Annotated in this window: 18 protein-coding genes and 1 tRNA gene; 13 read left to right on the forward strand and 6 right to left on the reverse strand. The window is 65.2% G+C overall.

Annotated features, from left to right (window positions below):
- The first annotated feature begins 51 nt into the window (after nt 1-51).
- Genes NOF55_RS03465 through NOF55_RS03475 form a run of 3 tightly spaced genes read left to right on the forward strand, consistent with a single transcriptional unit; the run spans nt 52 to nt 2,951 of the window.
- Complete coding sequence (locus NOF55_RS03465) at nt 52-1,194, forward strand: ABC transporter ATP-binding protein (RefSeq protein ID WP_306409908.1); 1,143 nt, start codon at nt 52-54, stop codon at nt 1,192-1,194.
- A gap of 13 nt (nt 1,195-1,207) precedes the next feature.
- Nucleotides 1,208-2,119 (forward strand): ABC transporter permease subunit, encoded by a 912-nt coding sequence (locus NOF55_RS03470; RefSeq protein ID WP_306409909.1) that lies wholly within the window; start codon nt 1,208-1,210, stop codon nt 2,117-2,119.
- Nucleotides 2,120-2,132: 13 nt separating this feature from the next.
- Entirely contained in the window at nt 2,133-2,951 is an 819-nt protein-coding gene (locus tag NOF55_RS03475; RefSeq protein ID WP_306409910.1) for an ABC transporter permease, read from the forward strand.
- A 56-nt stretch (nt 2,952-3,007) separates the two neighbouring features.
- Here the strand turns inward: NOF55_RS03475 and NOF55_RS03480 are convergent, their stop codons facing one another.
- Both NOF55_RS03480 and NOF55_RS03485 read right to left on the reverse strand, forming a co-directional pair.
- A complete protein-coding gene (locus NOF55_RS03480) occupies nt 3,008-4,819 on the reverse strand; it encodes an AsmA family protein (RefSeq protein WP_306409911.1) in 1,812 nt (603 codons plus the stop codon).
- Nucleotides 4,820-5,281: 462 nt separating this feature from the next.
- Nucleotides 5,282-8,695 (reverse strand): ATP-binding protein, encoded by a 3,414-nt coding sequence (locus NOF55_RS03485; RefSeq protein WP_306409912.1) that lies wholly within the window; start codon nt 8,693-8,695, stop codon nt 5,282-5,284.
- A 227-nt stretch (nt 8,696-8,922) separates the two neighbouring features.
- On the opposite strand from NOF55_RS03485, the gene NOF55_RS03490 reads away from it, so the two are divergent.
- The 4 genes from NOF55_RS03490 (at nt 8,923) to NOF55_RS03505 (ending at nt 12,868) form a co-directional block, all read left to right on the forward strand.
- Nucleotides 8,923-8,999: transfer RNA gene (locus NOF55_RS03490), tRNA-His, on the forward strand.
- A gap of 324 nt (nt 9,000-9,323) precedes the next feature.
- Nucleotides 9,324-10,817: a glycoside hydrolase family protein gene (locus NOF55_RS03495; protein ID WP_306409913.1), complete on the forward strand. Its 1,494-nt coding sequence runs from the start codon at nt 9,324-9,326 to the stop codon at nt 10,815-10,817.
- A complete protein-coding gene (locus NOF55_RS03500) occupies nt 10,814-11,551 on the forward strand; it encodes an HAD-IIB family hydrolase (RefSeq protein WP_306409914.1) in 738 nt (245 codons plus the stop codon). Before NOF55_RS03495 ends, NOF55_RS03500 begins: the two co-directional genes overlap by 4 nt.
- A gap of 30 nt (nt 11,552-11,581) precedes the next feature.
- Nucleotides 11,582-12,868, forward strand: coding sequence for a glycosyltransferase (locus NOF55_RS03505; protein WP_306409915.1), 1,287 nt, complete (start codon nt 11,582-11,584; stop codon nt 12,866-12,868).
- 92 nt (nt 12,869-12,960) lie between these two features.
- Here NOF55_RS03505 and NOF55_RS03510 read toward each other — a convergent pair whose 3' ends face one another.
- Nucleotides 12,961-13,842 (reverse strand): LysR family transcriptional regulator, encoded by an 882-nt coding sequence (locus NOF55_RS03510; RefSeq protein ID WP_306409916.1) that lies wholly within the window; start codon nt 13,840-13,842, stop codon nt 12,961-12,963.
- 123 nt (nt 13,843-13,965) lie between these two features.
- Between NOF55_RS03510 and NOF55_RS03515 the strand changes: the two genes are divergently transcribed.
- The 6 genes from NOF55_RS03515 to NOF55_RS03540 all read left to right on the forward strand — a co-directional run bounded on the left by NOF55_RS03515 (nt 13,966) and on the right by NOF55_RS03540 (nt 19,955).
- Nucleotides 13,966-15,462, forward strand: a complete 1,497-nt coding sequence (locus NOF55_RS03515) for a CoA-acylating methylmalonate-semialdehyde dehydrogenase (protein ID WP_306409917.1) — start codon at nt 13,966-13,968, stop codon at nt 15,460-15,462.
- Nucleotides 15,463-15,626: 164 nt separating this feature from the next.
- Nucleotides 15,627-16,688, forward strand: coding sequence for a YjgN family protein (locus tag NOF55_RS03520; RefSeq protein ID WP_306409918.1), 1,062 nt, complete (start codon nt 15,627-15,629; stop codon nt 16,686-16,688).
- Entirely contained in the window at nt 16,678-17,739 is a 1,062-nt protein-coding gene (locus NOF55_RS03525) for a M48 family metallopeptidase (protein ID WP_306409919.1), read from the forward strand. Before NOF55_RS03520 ends, NOF55_RS03525 begins: the two co-directional genes overlap by 11 nt.
- Before the next feature lie 114 nt (nt 17,740-17,853).
- The gene (gene rirA / locus NOF55_RS03530) at nt 17,854-18,315 is read left to right on the forward strand and encodes an iron-responsive transcriptional regulator RirA (RefSeq protein ID WP_306409920.1); all 462 of its coding nucleotides are present in this window, start codon (nt 17,854-17,856) and stop codon (nt 18,313-18,315) included.
- An 81-nt stretch (nt 18,316-18,396) separates the two neighbouring features.
- Entirely contained in the window at nt 18,397-19,449 is a 1,053-nt protein-coding gene (locus NOF55_RS03535; protein ID WP_370868894.1) for an AbrB family transcriptional regulator, read from the forward strand.
- On the forward strand, nt 19,446-19,955 hold the full coding sequence (locus tag NOF55_RS03540; RefSeq protein WP_306409922.1) for a gluconokinase: 510 nt from the start codon (nt 19,446-19,448) through the stop codon (nt 19,953-19,955). The genes NOF55_RS03535 and NOF55_RS03540 overlap by 4 nt, the downstream gene beginning before the upstream one ends.
- Here NOF55_RS03540 and NOF55_RS03545 read toward each other — a convergent pair.
- The 3 genes from NOF55_RS03545 to NOF55_RS03555 form a co-directional block, all read right to left on the reverse strand.
- Nucleotides 19,952-21,256 carry an NAD(P)/FAD-dependent oxidoreductase gene (locus NOF55_RS03545; protein ID WP_306409923.1) on the reverse strand — a complete coding sequence of 435 codons (1,305 nt, stop codon included), beginning with the start codon at nt 21,254-21,256 and terminating at the stop codon, nt 19,952-19,954. The genes NOF55_RS03540 and NOF55_RS03545 overlap by 4 nt on opposite strands.
- 2 nt (nt 21,257-21,258) lie before the next feature.
- A complete protein-coding gene (locus tag NOF55_RS03550) occupies nt 21,259-22,617 on the reverse strand; it encodes a glutamine synthetase family protein (RefSeq protein WP_306409924.1) in 1,359 nt (452 codons plus the stop codon).
- 393 nt (nt 22,618-23,010) lie between these two features.
- Complete coding sequence (locus NOF55_RS03555; RefSeq protein WP_306409925.1) at nt 23,011-24,264, reverse strand: NAD(P)/FAD-dependent oxidoreductase; 1,254 nt, start codon at nt 24,262-24,264, stop codon at nt 23,011-23,013.
- Nucleotides 24,265-24,458: the final 194 nt, after the last annotated feature.

Consider the following 24,458-nt stretch of genomic DNA (forward strand, 5'->3'; position numbering starts at 1 on the left):
AGCGGCGGCGACGCCGCTTTTTTTCAGGATACCGCAGAGCCGGAGCGCGACATGGCCAAATCCCTCGGACCCGTCAAACGCAAGTTCTCCCCGTGGAACGATCCCAATGAAAAGCCCTTCATTCGCTTCGAGAACATCACCAAGACCTTCGGCGACTACACCGCCATCGACAATCTGACGCTCGATATCTACGAGCGCGAATTCTTCTCGCTGCTCGGCCCGTCCGGCTGTGGCAAGACCACGCTGATGCGCATGCTCGCCGGTTTCGACGAGCCGACCTCCGGGCGTATCCTCTTGCAGGGCAGGGATATTTCCGGCGTGCCGCCCTATCGCCGCCCGACCAACATGATGTTCCAGTCCTATGCGCTCTTTCCCCACATGACGGTGGAGAAGAACATCGCCTTCGGCCTGAAGCAGGACGGCCTGCCGAAGGACGAGGTCGCCGCGCGCGTCGCCGAAATGCTCAAGCTCGTGCAGCTTGCGTCGTTTGCCGGGCGCAAGCCGAGCCAGCTTTCCGGCGGCCAGCGCCAGCGCGTCGCGCTCGCCCGCTCTCTCGCCAAGAAGCCGAAGGTGCTGCTGCTCGATGAGCCGCTCGGCGCGCTGGACAAGAAGTTGCGCGAGGAAACCCAGTTCGAGCTGATGGATATCCAGACCAAGCTCGGCCTCACCTTCCTGATCGTGACGCACGACCAGGAAGAGGCGATGACCGTTTCCGACCGCATCGCGGTGATGGACAAGGGCGTCGTCGTGCAGGTCGCCACGCCGGCGGAGATCTACGAGGCGCCGAACAGCCGCTACGTGGCCGATTTCATCGGTGACATCAATATCCTCGAAGGCAAGGTGGTCTCCGGCGGCGCCGGTGCGACCCGGCTCGATTGCGACGGGCTTTCGGTTGCCGTCGCCGAAGAGGCCCGCGGCGCGGCGGGAGACGGCGTGGCCTTCGCCATCCGCCCGGAGAAGGTGGCGATTTCGCCCGACCCGCCGGCCGACACCTCGGTCAACGCCTTTTACGGCGAGGTGTGGGATATCGGCTATCTCGGCGATTTCTCGGTCTTCATCGTCCGCGACGAAGCCGGCCGCACCATGCGCGCCGCGCAGGCCAACGTCGCCCGTCTGGTCGACCGGCCGATCACCTTCGGCGACATGGTGTGGCTCTCCTGGAAGGCCGAATCCGGCCTCGTCCTGACGCGCTGAGGGGGGAATTGCGATGGCCGCCGTGCAAGCCGAACTGAGCAACAAACCCAATCCGGCCCGCTGGCTGGTCGTGCTGGTGCCCTATGTCTGGCTGCTGCTCTTCTTCCTCGCTCCCTTCCTGATCATCTTGAAGATATCGCTGTCGGACACGGCGATCTCGATGCCGCCCTATACGCCGGTTTTCGAGGGCTTTTCCGCGATCGGCGACTTCATTTCCCAGCTCGATTTCGAGAACTACGTCTTCCTGACCGAAGACCCGCTTTATATGGATTCCTATCTCTCGTCGCTGAGGATCGCGGTCATCTCCACCGTCTTCCTGCTTCTGATCGGCTATCCGATGGCGCTCGGCATGGCGCGCGCGCCGGCGTCGATCCGCCCGATGCTGGTCATGCTGGTCATCCTGCCGTTCTGGACCTCGTTCCTGATCCGCGTCTATGCCTGGATCGGCATCCTGAAGCCGGAAGGGCTGCTGACGCTGGTGCTCCAGACCATCGGCTTCCTCGGCCCGGACGAACAGGTGCAGATTTTCCGCACCGATACGGCGGTCTTCATCGGCATCGTCTATTCCTACCTGCCCTTCATGGTGCTGCCGCTCTATTCGACGCTGGAAAAGCTCGACGGCACGTTGCTCGAGGCGGCGAGCGATCTCGGCTGCCCGCCGTGGAAGGCCTTCTGGCTCATCACCTTCCCGCTCTCCATTCCGGGTGTGATCGCCGGCTCGATGATCTGCTTCATCCCGATCACCGGCGAGTTCGTGATCCCGGACCTGCTCGGCGGCGCGGGAACGCTGATGATCGGCAAGACGCTGTGGACCGAGTTCTTCGGAAACCGGGACTGGCCTCTGGCGTCCGCCGTCGCCGTGCTTCTGCTTCTGGTGCTGGTGGTGCCCATCGCCATCTTCCAGAACCAGCAGCGGAAAGTGTGAGGAGGCAAAGACCGTGAAGTTTACCCGCCTCGACGCAACGGTTCTCACCTTCTGCTTCGCCTTCCTCTACATCCCGATCCTGATCCTGATCGTCTATTCGTTCAACGATTCCCGGCTGGTGACGGTCTGGGGCGGCTTTTCGCTGCGCTGGTATCGCGACATGTGGTCGAACCAGGGATTGATGGATGCGGCGTGGATCACCGCCCGCGTCGGCGTGCTGTCGGCCACGATCGGCACGGTGCTCGGCACGCTCGCGGCGCTGGCGATGACCCGCTTCCAGCGGTTCCGCGGCCGGCTGCTGTTTTCCGGCATGATCTATGCGCCGCTGGTCATGCCGGAGGTCATCACCGGCCTGTCGCTCCTCCTGCTGTTCGTCTCCATCGGCGTCGACCGCGGATTCTGGACCGTGGTGATCGCCCACACCACCTTCACCATGTGCTATGTGGCCATCGTCGTGCAGTCACGCCTCGTCGTCTTCGACCGCAGCCTGGAAGAAGCGGCGCTCGATCTCGGCTGCCCGCCGGTGAAGACCTTCTTCGTCATCACCCTGCCGCTCATCCTGCCGGCGGTGATTTCGGGCTGGATGCTGGCCTTCACCCTGTCGCTCGACGATCTGGTGATCGCCAGCTTCACCACCGGTCCTGGCGCGACGACCCTGCCGATCAAGATCTATTCGCAGGTGCGCCTCGGCGTCACGCCGGAAATCAATGCCATCAGTTCCATTCTGGTCGGCATCGTCACGCTCGGCGTCATCGCGACGTCCCTGATGGCCAAGAGCCGCGAGTTGCAGCGTCAGCGCGACGAGCGCGCCGCCTTCCGCGCGGTGGGATGACGCCGCGGGGCGGTCCGGCAAATCGTGATGTCTCGCGGCGGGAAGGCCGGACGCGCTTAAGGAGCCGCTGGCGCGGCGGCGGTGACGACAGGCTCCGACAGCGTGCCGCCGAGGGAGACCGTCACCTGTGGCGCGCTTTCCGGCGCGGCCGCGGAAAGGCTCGCCGTCAGGTTCACGGCGTCTGCGTCGGAAACCCCGCCGGCAATCCGCAGGCGCTGGTTCTGATGGTCCAGCATCGTCGCGTCGATGTCGACGGCACCCTGTTCGATCCTGAGCGCGGCGTCCAGCCGGTTGTATTCGAAGGCGGCGCCGATCTCGGATAGCGGCAGCGGCATCGTCCGCGCCGCCAGCCCTTGCAGGTCCGTCGGGTGGAAATGGTTGAGGCGGCCCTCATTGGCCGTGAGCGTCGCCCGGCCGGAAAGGTCCGTGCGCCCTGTTTCGGTGAAAGGCCTGTCGCTGGAAAGGCTGATATCGAGCGAGCCCGGTCCCGCCGGCCACAATTGGCTCAGCCCGAGGCGCTGGCCGAGAAGCGCGAGGTCGATGTCGCTCAGCGAAAGTTGCAGCCGCGCGCCGCGCCCCATGCCTTGCGGGCCCGAGCTGAGACGGCCGGTCAGCCTGCCGCCGCCGAAATCGCTGTCGCCGATGTCGAGCTGCGCGTGATCTGCCCGGATGAGCACGCTGGCGCCGACATTTGCCAGCGTGGCCTCGCCGAAGCGCGCCCGGCTGGCCGAAAGCCGCAGGTCGAAAGCGGCAAGCGGCTTAGCGGTTCCGGTTTCGTCGCTGGTGAACCGGTTGGCGAGCGGCAGCAGGTTGCGGATGTCGCCGATGTCGAAATCCTCGAAGGCCAGCGTCCCCGTGAATTTCGGCAGGCTGTCCGGCAGCAGGGCCAGGTCCATGATGCCCGTCGCATTGGTGTCGTTCACCGTGAAGGCGAGCTGGTCGAAGCGCAATATATGGCCGGAGGCTCCCAGCCGGGCCCTGATGCGCGCCGTTTTCATGGCTTCCATGCCTTCCGGCATGCGTCCGTACCATGTCTTGAGCGTTGGCAGGTCGGGCGCATCGAAGCTGACATTGCCATTGAAGAAGCCGGAGGCCATCAGGCTTGCGGTTCCGTCGGCCCGCAGCGAGGCGCCGCCCGGCAGCGCGAGCGCGAGCACCACGGGCGCATCCGCGCCGGCGATCAGCCTGTGGAAGCGCGGCGCCGTAAACTCGGCGCGCAGGCGGTGTCCGGCGATGTCGGCGCTCGCCGAGCCCTTGAACGTTTCGTCCGGGTCCGGCCAGGAAAGCGTCGCGTCGATATCCTGCATGATCGCCAGCTGGCCGGCCCTGTCGTTCATGATCAGCGAGCCGTCGACGATCGTGAGCTCTCCGAAGGCGCGTCGGGTGAGAATGAGCGGATCGAGCGGGATTTCCCGGACGATGCCGGAGAAAAGTTCGAGGATGTCGCCGCCGCTGCTCGGCAGGCGCTCGTTCCATGTTTCCGGCAGGTGAAAGCGGGGCCCGTCCAGCTCCACCTCCGGGAAATGCGGGCTTCCGGCGAGCGTGGCCAGCACCGAGAATTCAGCCGAGATCCGCCGGGCTTCGAAGAGCGTCGTGCCGTCGGCATGCCGGGCGGCGACCTCCGAGAGGATCAGGGACGGCACGGGCCAGAGCGAAAGGCGGGGCGCCGAACCCGATTCCAGTTCCAGCCCGCCGCGCAGGCGCAGCATGGTCCGAAGCTCGGTTTCGAGATGCTCGGCCGAGACGATTCGGGGAAGCGACAGCCAGAGCACGAGCACCGCCAGCACGCAGCCGGCAGCCACGCGAAGCCCGGCGCGCAGGATCGTCCTGCGCCAGACTGTCCGCTTTTCCCGTGCCGGGTTCTGCATGTGGTGTCCATCCTCGCAACCAGCCGCGGCCCGCAGGCTTAGAGCATTTCCGGGAAAAGTCTGTAGCGGTTTTCCGTTCGGAAATGCATAGAAACAAAAGGATGGAGCATTTCCGTGACTCCGTCTGAAACGGAAATGCTCCAGGCTGACAGGCGATACAGGATTTGCCGCCGCGAGGCAAACGGATGGCGGTGCCAGTCCTTCCCGGTTTTCCGGAACTGCGGCGGGGCAGGCGAGGCCGGAAACGTGTTTGCGGGGCAGGGGCGGCTTAACGCTTTTTTAATAGGTATTTGTCAATTCTGAATCCAACTTGGGGTCATCCGATGAAAGGGTGACTTGGGGCTTCCAGGCCCCCGATGAACATGATGTTGACGCCCTGTCCCCTCGTTTTTACAGCATTCCACTTGAAAGGCGGCATCTTGCCGCCCTTTTTTTGACGCTGCGCCTTCCGCCCTGCGAAGGTCAGTTCGCCAGCACCCGTTGCGGCGGGAAGGCGATCTCGACCAGCGTTCCCTCGTTCGGCGCCGACTGGATGACGAAGCTCGCCCGGTTGGCCTCGGTCATGGCCTTGGTCAGCGGCAGGCCCAGTCCCGTTCCTTCGCCCCGCTTCTGCTGGCTGGACGTGATCTGTCGGAAGGGCTTCATAGCCTGTTCGAGTTCCGCCCGCGTCATCCCGATGCCGGTGTCGCGGATGCGCAGCGAGACGCTGCCGTTCGCCTCGTAAGAGGTCGAGACCACGATCTGCCCGCCGGCGGGCGTGAAGCGGATCGAGTTCGCCAATATGTTCAGCACGATCTGCTTGATGGAGCGCATGTCGGCGACGACTGCCGGCACCGCCTGCGAAAGCGCCGTGCGGATGATGACGCGCTGGCCGTTCGCCTGCGGCTGCACCAGCGACACGGCCTCGGCGATGGTCTCGTTCAGGCTGACCGCCGTGAAATCGAGTTCCATCTCGCCGGCCTCGATCTTGGAAATATCGAGCAGGTCGTTGACGATGTCGAGCACATGCCGGCCGGAGCGGCCGATGTCGTTGGCATATTCGACATAGCGCGGATGGCCGATCGGGCCGAAATGCTCGGAGGCGAGCAGGTCGGCAAAGCCGATGATCGCATTCAGCGGCGTGCGGATCTCATGGCTCACCCGCGCCAGAAAATCGGTCTTGTGGGCATTGGCGGTCTCGGCGGCGCGCTTGGCGTTGCGCAGTTCCTCCTCGGAGCGCTTCCACTGGGTTATGTCGCGGATGACCGCGCAATAGCCGTTCGAGGAGGTCAGGCGCCCGATGGTCATGAACAGCGGCAGGAAGCCGCCGGACGCCTCGCGGCCGATCACCTCGCGGCCGTCGTTCAGGACGCTCATGACGCCGTTGCCGGACAGGCCGGAAAGATAATCGGCAACGGCGCGTTGGCTTTCATGCGCAAAGAGCATCACGAAGGGTTTGCCGCGCGTTTCATCGTTGTCGTAGTTGAAGAGGGCGCTGGCCGAGCGGTTCATGGAGCGGATGTCGCCGTCCGCACCGAGAATGACGACCCCGTCGGTCGCCGTCTCGAGGATAGAGCGCAACTCGTCGGTCTCGACACGCAGCCGGGCGATTTCCGAGGCGTCCGTGTCCGGCACGGTGGCCTCGGGCGCGGGCAGGTCCGTGGTTTCGCTCTGGTCGCGCTCGACCGGCATCAGCGCCAGCAGCAGCGCGGAGGTGTTTTCCCAGCGCACGGATTGTAGCCGGGCGGTGACGGGAACCACCTCGTCATCGGCGCAGACGACCATCATCGTGCCGGTCGCAAGCTCCTTGCCGTCGAGGTCGGCCCGTTGCAGCAGGGCGTCGAGCCCGCCCACCTCGCGAACCGCGTCGAGGTTCTCGTAACCCGTCAGCCGCAGGAATTCCGGATTGGCATGGTAAAGGACGTCGCCGGCGAGGACGAGCAGGGCCACCGGCATCTGCGCCAGAATGGCCGGCGTCAGCCCGTCCGCCTGCGGGTCGCGCTGAACCGGAACGAAGGGCTCTTCCGGCGCCTGTTCGGCGAACGCGGCCGGCGCCGGCGTTTCGGCGGTTTCGGTATCCGGTTCGTCGACGGTCTCCGCAGGGCCGGGAACGCCGGCTTCCGCAGCCGGCTGGTCGTCTTCCGTCTCTCCGTCTTCGTGCTGCTGCAAGGATTCGAGCTTGCGGCCGATTTCCTGGAAGGCCGCCTGTTCTCCGGGCGTCAGATTGTCCGTCGCCCGGCTGCGGTGCTGCTCGAGGCTGATGATCTTGTCGGAAAGACGCCGTCCCGCATTCTCGGAGACGCGCAGCGCCGGCGGTTCCGCCGACGGCCATTCGTTTTCGCCCTCGTCGGGAGCGGTCTCCTCGGCAGCATCGTCCGTTTCATCTACGGATGCGGGAGAAATTTCCTCGGCGGCCTCGCCTTCCGCGGCAGCCTCGTCTTCCCGGGCGATGTCCGCGACCTCATCGGAGGGTGCGGCAGCGGCCGGTTCGTCTTCGGGAATGATCTCGGGGTCGGCCATGCTCTCCGCAACGGACGGCGCCTGGTCGAAAGCGGGTTCTTCGGCAATCGGCGCTTCTTCCGCCAAAGTATCGGCAGCCGCTGCGCCGTCACCCGATGCGGTGCCGATCGTCAGGCCGATGCCGTCCGGATCATCCACGGCGTCGCCCGGGCGGACGATGCCGAAGCCGCGGAAGCCGTCGAATTCCCGTGTCCGGCTATAGGCGGGCAGGGCCGCCAGATCGACGGGAACCTTCAGCCGCGTGCCCTGCACCGGCCACAGCACGGTCTTGCCCGACCATGTATCGCGCCGCGCCAGCACTTCGCTGATCTTCCCGTCTCCGTCGAGCCCGTAGCGGGTGGCGAGATCGGCGAAGGACCGGCCGGTGATATCCGCCGCCTGGGGGCCGACCGCATCGGCGAACTCGCCCGACACGTCGCTGAAACGCCCTTCCGCATCGGTCTTCCAGACGAAGCGGAAGGTGCGGCGGGCCGGATCGAAGGTAAATGCCGGTTCGGCACCGGGCGTGTCGTCCGCAATGGGAGCCGATGCCGGGACGGCCGGGTCTTCCGCCGCGACGGGCGTCTGCGTATCGGCGGTGCTTTCCTCGTTTATTCCATCGGAAGACGCGGCTTCCGCGCCGTCTTCGCCGGCGGTGCCGGGCGCGGCGGCGTCGAAGGATTGCGCCACGGCGTCGTCCGGTTCCGCCACGGGAACGGCCGGCGGCGGCTCGGCCTCGGCTTCCGGCTCGACGATGAGGATCAGGTGCAAGCCATCGGCGATCCGCGCCGCGGCGGAGGGCAGGTGGCCGCGCACCGTGGGAACGGGGCGCTTGACGAGGCCCGCCGGGTCTTCCGCCGCCAGCGTCACGAGCGTGCGGGCGGTGTGCGGCGTCACGCCCAGATCGGCAAAGCCGGCCGAAGCGGCGATCAGGCCGCCCTCGGCGTCGAGCACCGCCATATGGGTATCGTCGTCGTCGAGGCCGGCCAGCATCTGCTGCGCCCGGTTTTCGGTGTTCGCCTGCGCCGTGTCGCCCGGAACGGAAAGGAGAAGCGCCCTTTCGCCGTCGTCGAGAGTGATGACCTCGGCGGTGGCGTTCACCGTGGCGCTGCGGAAGCTCGTTGCGATCCGCATCAGGAAGGAGCGGCTCTCGCCCGGTTCCGCCAGGCGGCTTGCCGAGGCCTGAAGCTGGCGGAAGAAAACCGAAAGCCGGTCTGGCCCCTGCTCGATGAAGTCGTAGACGGAGGAAAAGTCGAACAGGGCCGCACCCGCGCCATTGGCCCACAGGGCCTGCTCCATCCCCGTCGAAAACAGCGCAAGCGCGTCGCCGGCGGCATAATGCGCGCGCACCTTTTCATGAACGGCGATGTCTATGAACGGATAGTAAGCGGCGACCATGAGTGACCTGTCGAGGTTCCTGCGAGACTGAAATTAACAGATTGTTAATAGCTTTGCACGCCCCCCGGGTCCATCGGCCCGCCGGTTCATTCGGCCAACAGGGTTAACCGGCGCCGGCGGCTTCCGGTCCGGCGCATTTTTTTGTAGAATGCGCTGCGTCGAGGCTTGCAAAACCGGCAAACACCTCGTATGTGACGGCCCGTAACGCCCCCGTGGCGTTTCGATGTGCGGTTGTAGCTCAGTTGGTTAGAGCGCAGGTTTGTGGCACCTGAGGTCGCTGGTTCAACTCCAGCCAACCGTACCATTTTCTCCGATAATAGCGAGATGATTGGCAGGCTTTTGTCGCAGACGGCCCGGTTTGGGTTGGCGTCTCCGGCATGTCCATGCCGCCGTCCTGACAGGCGCCATAGCCCGGACGATGGCCGTTCCCCCTGGTGCTTCGGCGGCGATGTCGAGGTCGAACGTGCCGCCCGCGATCGCCCCGGCACAGCACGCAGCCGGGCCCGGATTGCCTTTCACATCCGCAGCCGAGGCTAAAAAAGGGGTTTACCTTTGGCTCCGGGACCGGCAAATTCGGGGCATGTATGCATCGCACGGCTTTCTCCGCTCAGACATCGGCGACGTTGACGTGGTTTATCACGAGGGCATTTATCATCTCTTCCATCTCGTGCTGCCGAACCACGACTTCATCGCCCATGCGGTCAGTTCCGACGGATTTTCCTGGCGGCGCGTGAAGAACGCGTTTTTCGTCGGCGATCCGGGCGCATGGGACGACGACATGCTCTGGACCATGCATGTCACTCCCGATCCCGACCGGCCGGGCCAGTGGCGGATGTTCTATACCGGCCTGACCCGTGCGGAATTCGGCCGGGTCCAGCGGGTCGGCATGGCGCGATCCTCGGATCTCTATGCGTGGACACGATGCGATGCGTCCTATCCGCTGGAGATCGGCGGCCCGCATTATGAATCCGGCATCGACGAGGGGCGTAACTGGGTCAGCTTCCGCGATCCGTTCTTCTTTCACGAACCCGAAACGGGCGCGCGCCTGCTGCTGGCCGCGGCGCGGACGAAGAACGGGCCGGTGATCCGCCGCGGCTGCGTGGGACTGGCCCGCGAGGTCGCCCCCGACCGCTTCGAATTCGGCCCGCCGCTGCACCGCCCCGGCCTCTATGACGACATCGAGGTGCCGAACCTCTTCCATTTCCACGACCGCTATTACCTGATGGGGTCGATCCGCGAGGATACCAAGATCCACTATTGGTATTCGGATCGCATCGAGGGCCCTTACGAGAACTTCAGCGACGATGTGCTCCTGCCGCACGGCAATTATGCCGGCCGCATCTGCCGGGCCGGGGATCGGCTGCTGCTGTTCAGCTTCTTCAGCAAGACCGAACTGCTCATCAATGGCCGCGAATTCATCAAGAGGCTGCTGCCGCCGCCCAAGGAGATCGTCGCCCTTCCCGATGGCCGGCTCAGGCTGAAATCCTATCATGGCTTCGACGGCCTGGTTACGAGCAGCCTGACGCTCGGCACCGCGGCGGAGTGCCGGCTGCTCTGCGGCAATTCCACGGCCCGGGCCGAGACCCGCGACGATAGCCTGTTCATCGCCAGCAAGAGCGGTTTCGAGGCCTTCATGCTGCCCGGCCAGTACGACGAATTCCGCCTGCGTGCCGCGATGACGCTCGAGGGGCCGGGCAAGACCGGCCTGGTCTTGCGGGCAAACAACGAGGGCGACGGCTACTACCTGTCGCTCGACTACATGAACGGCATCGTCCAGATGCGCGCCTGGGGTGCCAATCCCACGCCCGAATTCGAGCATGCCTTCCGCTACAATTCGTTGCAGGAGGCGCGCCTGCACAGCTCCGCCGGCACATGGCAGATAGAGGTGGTCGCGCACGGCACCTATCTGGAAGTGTCCGTCGATGGCCATGTGGTCCTGAGCCTGGTCGACGACAGCTTCCTCTCCGGCGCCGTGGGCTTCTATGTCGAGTCCGCGACGCTCGGCCTGAAAGGCGTCACGATCGAGACCCTGAGCCGGCCGATGAGCGAACATGCGCCCGAGATGGTCTATACCGCGACCCAGGCGCCCGAGCTCCTGACCGGCGCAGGTGCGGGCGAATGAGCGGGGAACCCGGCGAGGGCCCCTGGCTGCTGGTCAGCGATGTCGACGATACGCTGACCGGAGACCGGCGCGCGCTGGAGCAATTCTGGGCGGCCGTCAGGCGTCATCCCGACCGGTTGCGGCTGGCGCTGAACTCGTCGCGGCCGGCGGCCAGCGTCGATGCGACCCTGGCCAGCGAATTTCCGGCGGATTTCGCGCCGGATGCGATCATCACCGGCATGGGCACCCAAATCCGCGTGGGCGGCGCCTGGCTTTCGGACTGGACCGCCCGCTTCGACCGCTGGCCGGGCGAGGCCGTCTTCGCCCTTGCCACGGAGATGGGCTTTGTCCCCCACGCCGCCGAGTTCCTGACCGCCGGCAAGCTCAGTTTCGCCGCACCCGACCCCAATGCCCGCGCCCGGCTGCTGGATGCGCTCGCCGCGGCGGGCCTTCCGGTCCGGGCGGTCTTTTCGGGAGAAAGCGACCTCGATCTGCTCGCGCCCGGCGCAGGAAAGGATGTGGCAGCGCAGTTTCTGGCCGAAAGACTCGGTATTCCGGCCGACCGGATGGTGGTTGCGGGTGACTCAGGCAACGATCTCGCTATGTTTGAGTTATCAGCCCGTGCCATTGCCGTCGGCAATGCGCGGCGGGAACTGATCGAGGCCATGCCTCCGGGCAAGACCTATCGAGCGCGGGCGCCTCATGCGGCAGGCGTCCTGGAGGGGCTCGTCGCGCTGGGTATCCTGCCCGGCTGACCGTGCCGCACGACAAGAGGAGAGAAGAACATGACGCAGCCGATCGGTTCGCTATTGATGATTTCGTTGCATGGCTATGTCGCGGGGTCGCCTGAGCTTGGCAAGCCCGATACCGGTGGCCAGGTGGTCTTTGTCCTCGAGCTTGCCAAGCGCTTCGCGCGGCTGGGCTACAAGGTCGATGTGATGACCCGGCGCTTCGAGGACCAGCCGGCCGAGGACGTCATCAACGACAACCTGCGGATCTGGCGTATCCCCTTCGGAGGGCCCGATTTCATCCGCAAGGAGGACATGCACGACTGGTATGGCGACTTCATCACCAACGCCCTTGCCGCCATCCGCCGCCGCGGCCTGCGCTACGATGTGGTCAACAGCCATTATTGGGATGCCGGCGTCTGTGGGCAGAAGATCGCCGAGGAATTGCAGATCCCCCATATCCACACCCCTCATTCGCTCGGCTGGTGGAAAAGGCACGACATGCACGGCGCCACGGCGGAGGAGATGGCGGGCTATCGCTTCGAGGAGCGCATCCAGAAGGAATTCGTCCTTTACCGCAACTGCGACCATGTCATCGCGACCTCGGAGCAGCAGGTGGACCTGATCGTGGCCGAATACGCCCTGCCGCGCGAGCATGTCACGATGATCCCGCCCGGCATCGACGAGAACCGCTTTACGCCCGCGACGCCCGACAAGGTGGCCGCGGCGCGCCAGCGTCTGAACATGGGGCCGAGCGATGTCTATGTCGTCGGCCGGGCGGCGGAGAACAAGGGCTATGACCTGATCATCCAGGCGCTGCCGGCCCTGAGGATCCTCCAGCCGGAGGCGCGGCTGGTTCTGGCGGTCGGCGGCAATTCCGAAGCCGATTTCGAGCTTATCGATACGTGGAAGGCGGTGGCCGCTGAAGCGGGCATTGCCGATTTCATCGACTGGCGCGGCTACGTTCCCGACGAGGAACTGGTCGATTATTATCGCGCGCCCGGGGTCTTTGCGCTGCCCTCGCGTTACGAGCCATTCGGCATGACGGCCGTCGAGGCGATGGCCTGCGGCACGCCCACGGTGACGACGATCCACGGCGGCTTGCGCGAACAGGTCGAATTCGGCCGGCATGCGCTCGTGGCCGATCCGAAGCGGCCGGAGGAGTTCGCCGCGATGATCAACATGCCGATGCAATATCCCTGGCTGCGCGAGGTGCTGACCGTTGAGGGCGCGCGCTTTGCCCGCCGCGTCTTCGGCTGGACAGGCATTGCGCGGCGAACCATCGCCGTCTTCGAGCAGTTCCGCGGTCGCTACGACGCCTATCAGGCCGACGTCGATCCATAATCCGGATTGCATGTCTGCATGAGCGGCCGCAGCCTTTCGCATCGCCGCCGTTCCGGCTTTTTGTCGTCTTCGCGGTTCCCGCGTTGCGCCGGCTACTGGAAGATTTTCCGTTCGGCGCTCACCAGTTCCTGAATGAAGGTGGAGACGGCGCGCACGCGGGCAAGCTCGCGCGCGCTTTCGTGAAACGTGATCCAGTAGGCGCGCCGGATCGCCACGTCGGGCAGAAGCCGTCTCAGGTCGGGTGCATGCCGGGCGATGTAATTGTGCAGGATGCCGATGCCGGCGCCGGAGCGCACCGCCTCGAACTGCCCGGTGGCGGAGGAAATTTCCAGCGCCGCGTTCCAGTTGCGCATGATTTCGCCGGTAAAGTCCAGCGAGGCGGAATAGAGCAGGTCCTCGACATAGCCGACGCGGCGGTGGGCGCGCAGGTCGTCGATCGTGCCCGGCGCCGCCCGCCCGTCGAGATAGCGCCTGGCGGCATAGAGGCCGAGCGAATATTCGGTGAGTTTCGAGGAAACGAGCCGGCCCTGCTCGGGGCGGTCGATGGTGATGGCGATATCCGCCTCGCGCCGCGACAGCGAGAAGGACCGCGGCACCGGCACCAGTTCTAGCTTCAATTCCGGATGCCGTTCCGCAAGCCGCCCGAGGCGCGGCGCAAGAAAGGAGACGCCGAAGCCGTCCGGTGCCCCGATGCGCACCGTGCCGGAAATCGCCGCATCCGTTCGCCCGAGGCTTGCCTGCGCGGCGAGCATTTCCGTTTCCATGCGTTCGGCGGCGGCCAGGAACCGCTCGCCCTGCTCGGTCATTTCGCAGCCCTGCGGGCGGCGCACGAAAAGCTGGGTGCCAAGCGCATTTTCCAGCGCCGAGACGCGTCGCGCCAGCGTGGCGTGGTTGACGCCGAGCCGGCGGGCGGCGGCGAGAAACTGGCCGCTGCGCGCCACGGCGAGGAACAGGCGAACGTCGTCCCAGTTCATGTGAGAGGCTCCAGGTGTCGAAAAATGCACAACGGTTACTTATAACAGGCCATTGATTTGGCGTAAATTGAAGTGCAATCCTTATTCCATCAACAAACGCAATGAACCAGAAGGTGAGGAGCCATGAGGGAAATCGGTCATTTTATCGGCGGCAAGCACGTCGCCGGCACCAGCGGTCGCTTCAGCGACGTCTTTAACCCCGCCACCGGTGAGGTGCAGGCGAAGGTCGCGCTTGCCACCGTCGAGGAAATCCGTGCGGCGGTCGAAAACGCCAAGGCCGCGCAGCCCGCCTGGGCCGCCACCAACCCGCAGCGCCGCGCCCGCGTCTTCTTCCGGTTCGTCACCCTGCTCAACCAGCACATGGACGAGCTTGCCACCCTGCTGTCGCAGGAGCACGGCAAGACCGTCGACGATTCCAAGGGCGACATCATCCGCGGCCTCGAAGTCTGCGAATTCGTCTGCGGCATTCCGCATCTCCAGAAGGGCGAGTTCACCGAAGGCGCGGGCCCGGCCATCGACATGTACTCCATTCGCCAGCCTGTCGGCATCGGTGCGGGCATCACGCCGTTCAACTTCCCGGGCATGATCCCGATGTGGATGTTCGCCCCGGCGATTGCCTGCGGCAACGCCTTCATCCTCAAGCCCTCGGAGCGCGACCCGTCCCTGCCGCTGCGCCTTGCCGAACTGATGATCGAGGCCGGCCTGCCGGCGGGCGTGCTGAACGTCATCAACGGCGACAAGACCGCCGTCGACGCGATCCTCACCGATCCGGATATCGGCGCGGTCTCCTTCGTCGGTTCCACGCCGATTGCCCGCTACGTCTACGGCACGGCGGCGATGAACGGCAAGCGCGCCCAGTGCTTCGGCGGCGCCAAGAACCACATGATCATCCTGCCCGACGCCGACCTCGACCAGGCCGCCAACGCCCTGATGGGTGCGGGCTACGGCTCCGCCGGCGAGCGCTGCATGGCCGTTTCCGTCGCCGTTCCGGTCGGCGAGGAAACCGCCAACCGCCTTCTCGAAAAGCTGGTTCCCAAGGTTGAGGCGTTGCGCATCGGCCCCTACAGCGACGACAAGGCCGACCTCGGCCCGGTCGTGACCAAGGAAGCCAAGGCCCGCATCGAGGGGCTGATCGATTCCGGCGTGGCGCAGGGCGCGAAGCTTGTGGTCGACGGCCGCGGCTTCAAGCTTCAGGGCTATGAAGACGGCTTCTTCGTCGGCGGTACGCTGTTCGACGACGTCACCCCGGACATGGACATCTACAAGACCGAGATCTTCGGGCCGGTCCTGTCGGTCGTCCGCGCCGCGAATTACGAGGAGGCGCTCTCCCTGCCGATGAAGCATGAATACGGCAACGGCGTCGCCATCTTCACCCGCGACGGCGATGCCGCCCGCGATTTCGCGTCCCGCATCAATATCGGCATGATCGGCGTCAACGTTCCGATCCCGGTTCCGCTCGCCTACCATTCCTTCGGCGGCTGGAAGGCGTCGTCCTTCGGCGACCTGAACCAGCACGGCACGGACTCGATCAAGTTCTGGACGCGCACCAAGACGATCACCGCCCGCTGGCCGTCCGGCATCAAGGACGGCGCGGAATTCGTCATGCCGGTCATGAAGTAAAAGGTGGCGGCTTGCCGTTCCGGAAAAGGGGCCTCACGGCCCCTTTTTTACATTTCGTCAACAAACTGGATGAAAATAGTCATGAATTAACCGTCTCCTTTCTTGCATTCGGCGCCGCGGGACAGAATGTTTGGAGACAACGAATCGCAAGGCAGAGGATTTTCATGACGGAGACGACTGGGGCGCCGGTGACGGAAGCCGGATATGAACGTGGCATCTTCAGGGGCAATGCCCGGGAATATTTCGGCATCTGGATCGTCAATGTCCTGCTGACCATCGTGACCGTCGGCATCTATTCGGCCTGGGCCAAGGTGCGCCGCAAACGTTATTTCTACGGAAACACCGAGCTTGCCGGACGGACCTTCGACTATCACGCGCGCGGTCTCCAGATCTTCATCGGACGCCTCATCGCGCTCGCCTTCATCGTCGTGGTCAACATGCTCGGCTATGTCAACCCGATCCTGGCGCTGGCCGGCTCCCTGCTGTTCATCGTCATCCTGCCGTGGCTGGTCATGCGCAGCCTGCGGTTCAACGCCCGCGTCACCAGCTATCGCAATGTCCGCTTCGATTTCGTCGGCGGCGTCGGCGGGGCGTTCGTGGCCATCGTGCTCGGCTCTCTCGTCGCGCTGGTCTCGCTCGGCATTCTGGCGCCCTTCGCCAGCCGCTGGCTGAACCGTTATGTCTTCGACAATCTCCGCTACGGCGACCGCGCCTTCGCCACCGATCCGCGGATCGGCGCGCTCTACCGCGTCTGGATACTGCCCGTGCTTCTGATGGTTCTCGGAGTGGTACTGATCGCTCTGGTCAGCATTCCGGCGTTCCTGCTGGCCTCCGACGACGATGCGGCGATGACCATCTGGATCGGGCTGGTCTATGCCAGCGTCTTCGGCACGCTGATCGTGTTCGCCATCGTCGGCTTGCTTTACCAGATCGGCGTGCGCAACGTCGTCTGGTCGGCCACCGTGCTCGACGGGCGCCACCGGCTGGGAAGCGACATGTCCCGCTTCCGCTATCTCTGGATCATGGTGTCCAATCTCGTCGTCACCGTGCTGACGCTCGGCCTGATGCGTCCGTGGGCGGCGGTGCGCGAGGCGCGTTATATCGTCGAACATTCCGGAATCCGTTTCGATGGCGAGCTGGGTGAGATATTCTCTTCGATCGAAAGGACGGGAGGTGCGGCAAGCGCCGAGTATCTCGACATGGAAGGGTTCGATTTTGGCTTCTGAGGACACCGGCCGGCTCGCCGGCGCGTGGCATCCGCCCCGCTCCAGCCTGTCGGTGGAGGCGCTGCTGGTTTGCGAAGGCCGACGCTTCGTCGTGCGCGATGCAGCCGGCGCGCGTCTGGCGGAAGCCGGGGTTGCCTCGGTGGAGGTCAGCGCCCGCGTCGGATCGGTGCCCCGCCGGTTCACCTTTGCGGACGGCTCCCTGTTCGAGACGGTCGACAACGATACCGCCGATCTCTTCCTGCGCTCGGCCGGGGCAAGGCCCGGCGGTTTCGTCCACTGGCTGGAACAGTTCCGGCCGAGACTGGTGGTCATCGTGCTGGCGGTGATCGTGCTGGCCGCCGGCGTCTACCGGTTCGCCCTGCCGGCGCTGGTGGAGGTCGCCATCGTCGTCACGCCGCCCGTCGTGCCGCAGTTGATGTCGCAGGGCACGATGTCGACGCTGGACCGCGCCATATTCTCCGAAAGCACGCTCGACCCGACCCGCCAGGCGGAGATCCGCGCCGGCTTCGGCGAGATCGCCGCCCGGTCCGAGGCGGGGCCGGAAGCCTTCGCCCTGAATTTCCGTCACGGCGGCATCACCGGGCCGAACGCCTTCGCCCTGCCGGACGGCACCATCGTCATCACCGACGAACTGATCGAACTGGCCGGAGGGGACGACGACATGATCCTCGGCGTTCTGGCGCACGAGATCGGCCACGTCGAACACGAGCACAGCCTGCGCCAGCTTTACCGCGCCGCCGGCCTTGCCGGCCTCGTCATGCTGATCGCCGGCGACATCGGCTCGGCGATGGAAGACATACTGGCACAGGGCGGCGGCCTTCTGGCGCTGTCCTATTCCCGCGACGCCGAACGCGAGGCCGACCGTCATTCCGTCGATCTCATGCTGGCCGCCGGCCGCGACCCGCTGGCGATAGACCGTTTTTTCGCGCGAATCGAACCGATTATCGGTAATGAAAGGACGACGAGCCTGCTTGCGACCCACCCGGCCACCGCCGAACGCCGTCAGGCGATCGCGGATTATGTGGCCGAACGGACCGCCGAAAGGCCCTGAACGGCGCCCGCGACAAGATGATGCGCCCCGGGGCGGCATTTTTTTATATTTTGGAATTGTTCCAAAGAAGGTTAGAGACTATATATTCCGCATTCGAGATGGAAGGAGTGCGAAATGCGCCTCACGAAGCAGACGAATTATGCGGTCCGCATGCTGATGTATTGCGCCGCCAATGACGGACAGCTCAGCCGCATTCCGGAAATCGCCAGGGCCTACGGTGTTTCGGAGCTGTTCCTTTTCAAGATCCTCCAGCCGCTCAACAAGGCCGGTCTGGTGGAAACTGTTCGCGGACGCAACGGTGGTGTGCGGCTCGGTCGTCCGGCCGAGGCGATCACCCTGTTCGACGTGGTGCGGGTGACGGAGGATTCCTTCGCGATGGCCGAATGCTTCGACGACGACGGTGACGTGGACTGTCCACTTGTCGACAGCTGCGGTCTCAACTCCGCGCTTCGCCATGCGCTCGGCGCCTTCTTCGAGGTTCTGTCCGGCTATACGATCCACGATCTGATCAAGACCCGGCCGCAGATCAACATGCTGCTCGGCTTGCCGGAACACGAGGCGCAGCCGGCCGCCTGACCATCGAATACTTGACCGCGGTCAGTCATAGCGGATACATCGTCAGGCCGGTTGCGTAGCGCAGCCGGCCTTTGACATTGGATGGCATTTGTGAGTTCTGCGCAGTTTCGCGCCGTCCTGCTGACGGCCTTCTTCGGCGCGGTCGGTGCGGCCGGCGCATGGTATGTCGGCGCTCCCGCACCTTATCTCATCGGCCCGGCTCTGGTGGTCATGCTGGCGGGGCTCGCGGGGCTGAAGCTGGCCGTGCCGAACCGGCTTCGCGATGCCTGCTTCGTGCTGGTCGGCATTTCCATGGGCGCATCCGTCACGCCGGATATCATCGGCGCGGCGAAGCGGTGGCCCTTCAGCTTCTTCATGGTGCTGGTCATGGTCGTCGTGCTGCTCTACGTGGCCGCCTGGATCCTGCAACATCTGTTCCGCCTCGACCGCAAGACGGCGCTGCTCGCCTCCTCGCCGGGCCATCTGAGTTTCATCATCAGCCTCAGCGCCGACAGCAAGGCCGACGTGCCCGCTATCGCCATCATCCAGAGCGTCCGCGTCATGGCGCTCACCCTTGCCGTGCCGCCAATCCTGTCTGCGCTCGACATGGCGGCGCCGGGCTTCACGGGGCCGCAGCAGATGATGGAACTGCCGGTTCTCGCCGTCGTGCTGCTGGCGTCCGTCGCGCTCGGCCTGCTGTTCACGCGCTGGAATTTCCCGGCGGCACTCCTGCTCGGCGGTCTTGCGGCGTCGGCCCTGCCGCATGTCAGCGGCTTCATCTCCGGCCAGGTGCCCTACTGGATCATGAATCCGGTCTATGTGGTCATCGGTTCGCTGATCGGCACGCGGTTCTCCGGGGTTTCCGTTTCCGCCATGCGCACCGCCTTCATCGCCGGCGCCATCACCACCGTTGTCGTCACCATCATGGCGGCGGCCTGCGCGGCGCTCGTATCCTCCGTCATAGGCGTTCCGTTCAACGCCGCCCTGATCGCCTTCGCGCCGGGCGGTCTTGAAACGATGGCCGCGATGGCGGTCATCATGCATGTCGACACGACCTATGTCGGGTCGCACCACGTTCTGCGGTTGATCTTCCTGTCGTTCCTCATGCCCTGGGCCATGAGCCGCCTGCAAAGAAATGGAGAAAGCAAGTCATGATGCCGAAGGTCGTCGTTGTCATGGGGGTCAGCGGTTGCGGCAAGTCGTCGGTCGCCGCCCTCATCGCCGGGGCACTGGGCTACGCGCTGGTCGAGGGCGACGCGCTGCATCCGCCGGAAAACATCGCCCGCATGAGCGCCGGCCTGCCCTTGCGCGACGAAGACCGCATGCCCTGGCTGGACAGCATCGGGGCGGCGGTCCGCGAGGCCCGCGCCGCCGGCGGCGGCATCGTCGTCACCTGTTCGTCCCTGCGCAGGATCTATCGCGACCGCCTCCGGGCGGGGTTCGGCGAGCGGGCGGCATTCGTCTGGCTCGACGGCAGCCGCGAACTGATCGGCTCCCGCATGACGGCGCGCACCGGCCACTTCATGCCGCCGGCACTGCTCGACAGCCAGTTCGCCACGCTCGAACCGCCACTCGGCGAGCCCGATTGCATCCGGGTCGATATCGACCGCTCCACCGAGGAAGTGGCGGCTTATGCCGTAAACGAACTGTCTGAACTCTAGACACCGAGCCTGTCGCGCAGGCCGTACCACCAGGCGCCGAGCACGGTGAGCGGCACGCGGAAGGTCTTGCCACCGGGGAAGGGCAGGTTGGGCAGGGATGCCCAGACGTCGAACCGCTCCGCCTGGCCGGAGACGGCCTCGCCCAGAATGCGGCCGAGGAGCTGCGTGGTCGTCACGCCGTGGCCGCTGTCGCCATGCGAGAAATACACGCTGGGCGAAAGCCTGCCGATATGCGGAATGCGCGTCAGCGTCAGCGCGAAATTGCCGCTCCATGCGAAGTCGATCTTCACGCCTTCGAGCTGCGGGAACGTCTTCAGCAGGTTGGGACGGATATAGGCGACGATATCCTTCGGGTCGCGGCCGCCATAGCCGATGCCGCCGCCGTAGAGCAGCCGGTTGTCGGCGGTGCGGCGATAGTAGTCGAGCACGTAATTCGCATCCTCGACGCAATAGTCGGCCGGCAGAAGCCCCTCGATCAGGCCGGCGTCGAGCGGTTCCGTCGTCACGATCTGGCTTGAGACCGGCATCATCCGGCCGGAAAGCTCCGGCAATGTCTCGCCCAGATAGGCGTTGCCGCACACCAGCACGTATTTCGCCTTCACCGATCCCTTCGCCGTGGTCACGGACGGGGCCGTGCCGGTGGCGATTTTCAGCGCGCGCGAATTCTCGAAGATCCGGCCGCCCTGGCTTTCGATGGCCGCAGCCTCGCCGAGCACATAGTTCAGCGGGTGGATATGGCCGCCGAGCCGGTCGATCATGCCGCCGGCATAGCGGTCGGACTTCACATATTTGCCGGTCTCGGCCTTCGGCACCATTTCAAGCCCGCTATGCCCGTGCTTTTCCCAGGTGGCCTTGAGGACTTCCATGTCACGGACCTGCTTTTCCGTGAAGGCCGCGAAGAAGCCGCCGTGGCGCAGGTCGCAGGCGATGGAGTACCGGGCGACGCGCTCGCGGATGATTTCGCCGCCCTCCAGCGACATGGCGGCCAGCCTGGCGGCCTTCTCCGGGCCGTAGCGACGGGAAATCGTGTCGATGTCGCGGCTGTAGCCGTTGACGATCTGGCCGCCGTTGCGTCCCGATGCTCCGAAGCCGATGCGCTCGCTTTCCAGCACGACGACGGAATAGCCCTTTTCCACCAGCGTCAGCGCGGCGGAAAGGCCGGTGAAGCCGGCGCCGACGACGCAGATATCGGCTTCGATGTCGCCTTCGAGCGTCGGGCGGATGGTCTTGTCGTTGGCCGACCAGGCGTACCAGGACGCGGTGTGGCCGGGATTGTTCGGGGAGGTGATCTGTGCAGTCATGGTCATACCGTTCGGATATAGGCGTCGTATTCGACATCGGTTACGCGCAGCGAGAACTCGGAAATCTCCTGGTCCTTGCAGGCCGTGTAGAGCGCGCGGTACTGCGGGCCGAGCGCCGCATAGGCGAAGCTGGAGCGGGCGAAACTGTGGATCGCCTGCGCCCAGTTGGTCGGCAGCGGCTCGTGCGTGGCGCCGTGCTCGTCGCCGCTCACCGCGCCGCCCGGCCGGATCCGTTCCTTCATGCCGGCGAGTGCCGCCGAAAGGATCATCGCCAGCACCAGATAGGGATTGGTATCGGCGCCGGCCACGCGATGCTCGATGCGCGTCGCCGGCTTCGAGGCGGTGATGACCCGCACGGCGGCCGAGCGGTTGTCGAACCCCCAGGAGGCATAGGTCGGCGCATGTTCGGACGGCCGCAGGCGGCGGTAGGAATTGGCATGCGGCGCGAAGATCGCCATGCTGGCCGCCATATTGTCGAGCAGGCCGCCGACCGAATGCAGCAGCGCCTCGGACGGCCCGTTTTCTCCGACATAGATGTTGCGTCCCTCGGCGTCGAGCATCGAGAAATGAACGTGCATGCCGCTGCCGGCCTGCATGCCGTAGGGCTTGGCCATGAAGGTCGCGTCGAGGCCGTGGCGGCGGGCGACGCCCTTGACGATGCGTTTCAGCAGCAGCGCGTAGTCGGCGGCCCGCACGGCGTCGGGAACGTGGTTGAGGTTGATCTCGTACTGGCCGGGCCCGTTTTCGCGCAGCGTCGTATCGGCGGCGACGTTCTGCGCCCGGCAGGCGGCGGAGACGTCGTGGAAGACCGCTTCGAAATCCTGAAGCTCGGAAATCGAAAGCACCTGCGTCTGGCCGGTGTGCCAGCGACCCTCGCGGCTGTTCGGCGGGCGAACCGGGTCGAGCGCGGAGCGCACCGGATCGATGAGGTAGAATTCGAGTTCCGTGGCCACCACCGGCGTCAGGCCCGCGGCGCGGTAGCGCTGGAGCACCTGTTGCAGCAGGTGGCGCGGATTGGCGAAGAAGGCGGTGCCGTCCGGGTTGCGCATGTCCAGAAGCACCTGCGCGGTCGGCCGGTTCAGCCAGGTCACGCGGGACAGCGTTTCGATGGCCGGAAAGCAGATGCCGTCGGGATCGCCGGTGCCTTCTGCAAGGCCGGCGGCGTTCACGTCGCGGCCCCATACGTCCAGCGCATAGACGGAGCGGGGAATGGCCATGCCCTTGGTCAGCACGTCGAAGGCGCGCTCGCGGGGAATCCACTTGCCGCGCGGCATGCCGTTCACGTCGATTACGAAGGCTTCGAGGAGTTCGATGTCGGGGTTCTGGTCGAAAAAGTCTTTTGCTTGGCTGGCGATATCCATAGGGCACCGGTTGTTGCTTCCGATCTTCCCGGGACGGAGTCCGGCCGGTTCGCAGGAGAGCGGGCCAGGATGCGAATGCCGCGCAGCCGGTTACGGCTGATCTGTCCTTGGAAATCCGATGTCGTCGGGGACGGGCTTCGGCCGACCGCGCGCCGCGCTGTCGAAGGCCTCATGCTCCCATCGGAAGATGCTGCGGAATGACGTCGATGAAACGCCGTTGCGCTAATCGCCCTTTTCCGCGTGGTAGATCAGAAAACGAGGCATGAAGCCGGTCCCCTCTGCATGAATGTCCGGCGGAAGATCCCGTCGGCCCCGATATCCGCCGTCTTGTGCGGCGCCGTATTTTCGAGCTTGCCCGATCCGTTGCCGGAAAGCAACCATCGGGCGATGGGGTTACGGGTTGAAGCGTTCTGCGCGATAGGGCGTGATGTCGATGACCGGCGTTTCGCCGTACATCGCCTCGGAAAGAACGCGTCCGGTGATCGGGCCGAGCGTCAGTCCGTGATGGGCGTGGCCGAAGGCGAACCACAGGCCCTGATGGCGCGGCGCCTTGCCGATGACCGGTATCATGTCCGGCGTGCAGGGCCGCGCGCCCATCCAAGGCTCGGGGTCGAGCCGCTCGGTCAGCGGCAGGATGGAGCGGGCGATGCGTTCGGCCTTTTCGAGCTGGACCGGCGTTTTCGGCGCGTCGCGCAGGGCGAATTCCGCGCCGGTGGTCAGGCGTATGCCCTGGTTCATCGGCGCGAGGAAATAGCCGCGCTCGGCATCCATCGTGCAGCCGTTCAGCGTCGCGCCGTCTTTGGTGGCGTAGTGCATGTGATAGCCGCGCTTGACGCCGAGCGGGAAAGAATAGCCGAGCCGGCGCGTCAGGTCGTCGGACCAGGGGCCGGTGGCCAGAACGGCCTGTTCCGCCTCGACGATACCGTCCTGCGTCACCACCTGCCAGCCGCGTCCGGTCGGGCCGGTGCCGAGGCTGGCCGCGTCGCCGGTGACGAAGCGGCCGCCGAGGCTCTTGAAGTGTTCGACATAGGCAAGCGTCAGCGCGCGCGGATCGCGCACCGTCGTCGGGTCCGTCCATTTCAGCGCGCCGGTGAAGACCGTGGCCAGATGCGGCTCTTCCCTTGCAAGCTCTTCCGGCGTCAGCGTCTCGTAGTTCAGGCCGAACTCGCCTTTCAGCTTCTCGGCGGCCCGGAAATCGTCGTCGCGGCGCCCGGCGGTGCGGTAGATTTCCTTCCAGCCCTCGCGGCGGATCAGGTGCTCCGCGCCGGTGATCGCAATCAGCCTGTCGTGTTCGCTCACCGAATGTTCGATCAGCGGGGCGTAGGCATAGGCGATCCCCTTGTGGCGCTCGGGCTGGGAGTTCCACCAGTAGCGCGCGAGGAAGGGCGCGACCGCCGGAACTGCCGAAAGGTGATAGCGCGCGTCGATCTGATCGTTGAAGGCATAGCGGAACAGGACGTCGAGGCCCTGCGGGAAGGCATAGGGATAGATGCCTTCGCGCTGGATCAGGCCGGCATTGCCGTAGGAGGTTTCGAGCCCCGGTTCGCGCCGGTCGACGAGAACGACGGACTTGCCGCGCAAGGCAAGCTGAAGGGCGGTCGACACCCCGATGATGCCGGCTCCAAGGACGATTGCATCCGCTGTCATGATTAAGTCTATCCAACTGCTTTTGAGAACTTCGCTGCCGACAGGATGCCTCCCGGATACGGGGCAGGCAAACGAAAAATCCGGCTATCCGGGCAAATCGGATGCTGCGATGCAAAAAAGTGTGGGAAGTCGATATATTGCCGCGAAAACAAGCGTCGCGCCGGGCGGGGACGGAAGGGAACGGCCCGCGCCGC

The sequence above is a fragment of the Ectorhizobium quercum genome, assembly GCF_026552795.1.
Taxonomy (GTDB): domain Bacteria; phylum Pseudomonadota; class Alphaproteobacteria; order Rhizobiales; family Rhizobiaceae; genus Ectorhizobium; species Ectorhizobium quercum.

Coding starts and splice junctions, on each gene's coding strand:
- NOF55_RS03555 (WP_306409925.1), bottom strand. CDS start 24,264: ATGACAGCGGATGCAATCGTCCTTGGAGCCGGCATCATCGGGGTGTCG.
- NOF55_RS03480 (WP_306409911.1), bottom strand. CDS start 4,819: ATGCAGAACCCGGCACGGGAAAAGCGGACAGTCTGGCGCAGGACGATC.
- NOF55_RS03545 (WP_306409923.1), bottom strand. CDS start 21,256: ATGACTGCACAGATCACCTCCCCGAACAATCCCGGCCACACCGCGTCC.
- NOF55_RS03465 (WP_306409908.1), top strand. CDS start 52: ATGGCCAAATCCCTCGGACCCGTCAAACGCAAGTTCTCCCCGTGGAAC.
- NOF55_RS03510 (WP_306409916.1), bottom strand. CDS start 13,842: ATGAACTGGGACGACGTTCGCCTGTTCCTCGCCGTGGCGCGCAGCGGC.
- NOF55_RS03470 (WP_306409909.1), top strand. CDS start 1,208: ATGGCCGCCGTGCAAGCCGAACTGAGCAACAAACCCAATCCGGCCCGC.
- NOF55_RS03500 (WP_306409914.1), top strand. CDS start 10,814: ATGAGCGGGGAACCCGGCGAGGGCCCCTGGCTGCTGGTCAGCGATGTC.
- NOF55_RS03485 (WP_306409912.1), bottom strand. CDS start 8,695: ATGGTCGCCGCTTACTATCCGTTCATAGACATCGCCGTTCATGAAAAG.
- NOF55_RS03515 (WP_306409917.1), top strand. CDS start 13,966: ATGAGGGAAATCGGTCATTTTATCGGCGGCAAGCACGTCGCCGGCACC.
- rirA (WP_306409920.1), top strand. CDS start 17,854: ATGCGCCTCACGAAGCAGACGAATTATGCGGTCCGCATGCTGATGTAT.
- NOF55_RS03535 (WP_370868894.1), top strand. CDS start 18,397: ATGGCATTTGTGAGTTCTGCGCAGTTTCGCGCCGTCCTGCTGACGGCC.
- NOF55_RS03505 (WP_306409915.1), top strand. CDS start 11,582: ATGACGCAGCCGATCGGTTCGCTATTGATGATTTCGTTGCATGGCTAT.
- NOF55_RS03540 (WP_306409922.1), top strand. CDS start 19,446: ATGATGCCGAAGGTCGTCGTTGTCATGGGGGTCAGCGGTTGCGGCAAG.
- NOF55_RS03520 (WP_306409918.1), top strand. CDS start 15,627: ATGACGGAGACGACTGGGGCGCCGGTGACGGAAGCCGGATATGAACGT.
- NOF55_RS03550 (WP_306409924.1), bottom strand. CDS start 22,617: ATGGATATCGCCAGCCAAGCAAAAGACTTTTTCGACCAGAACCCCGAC.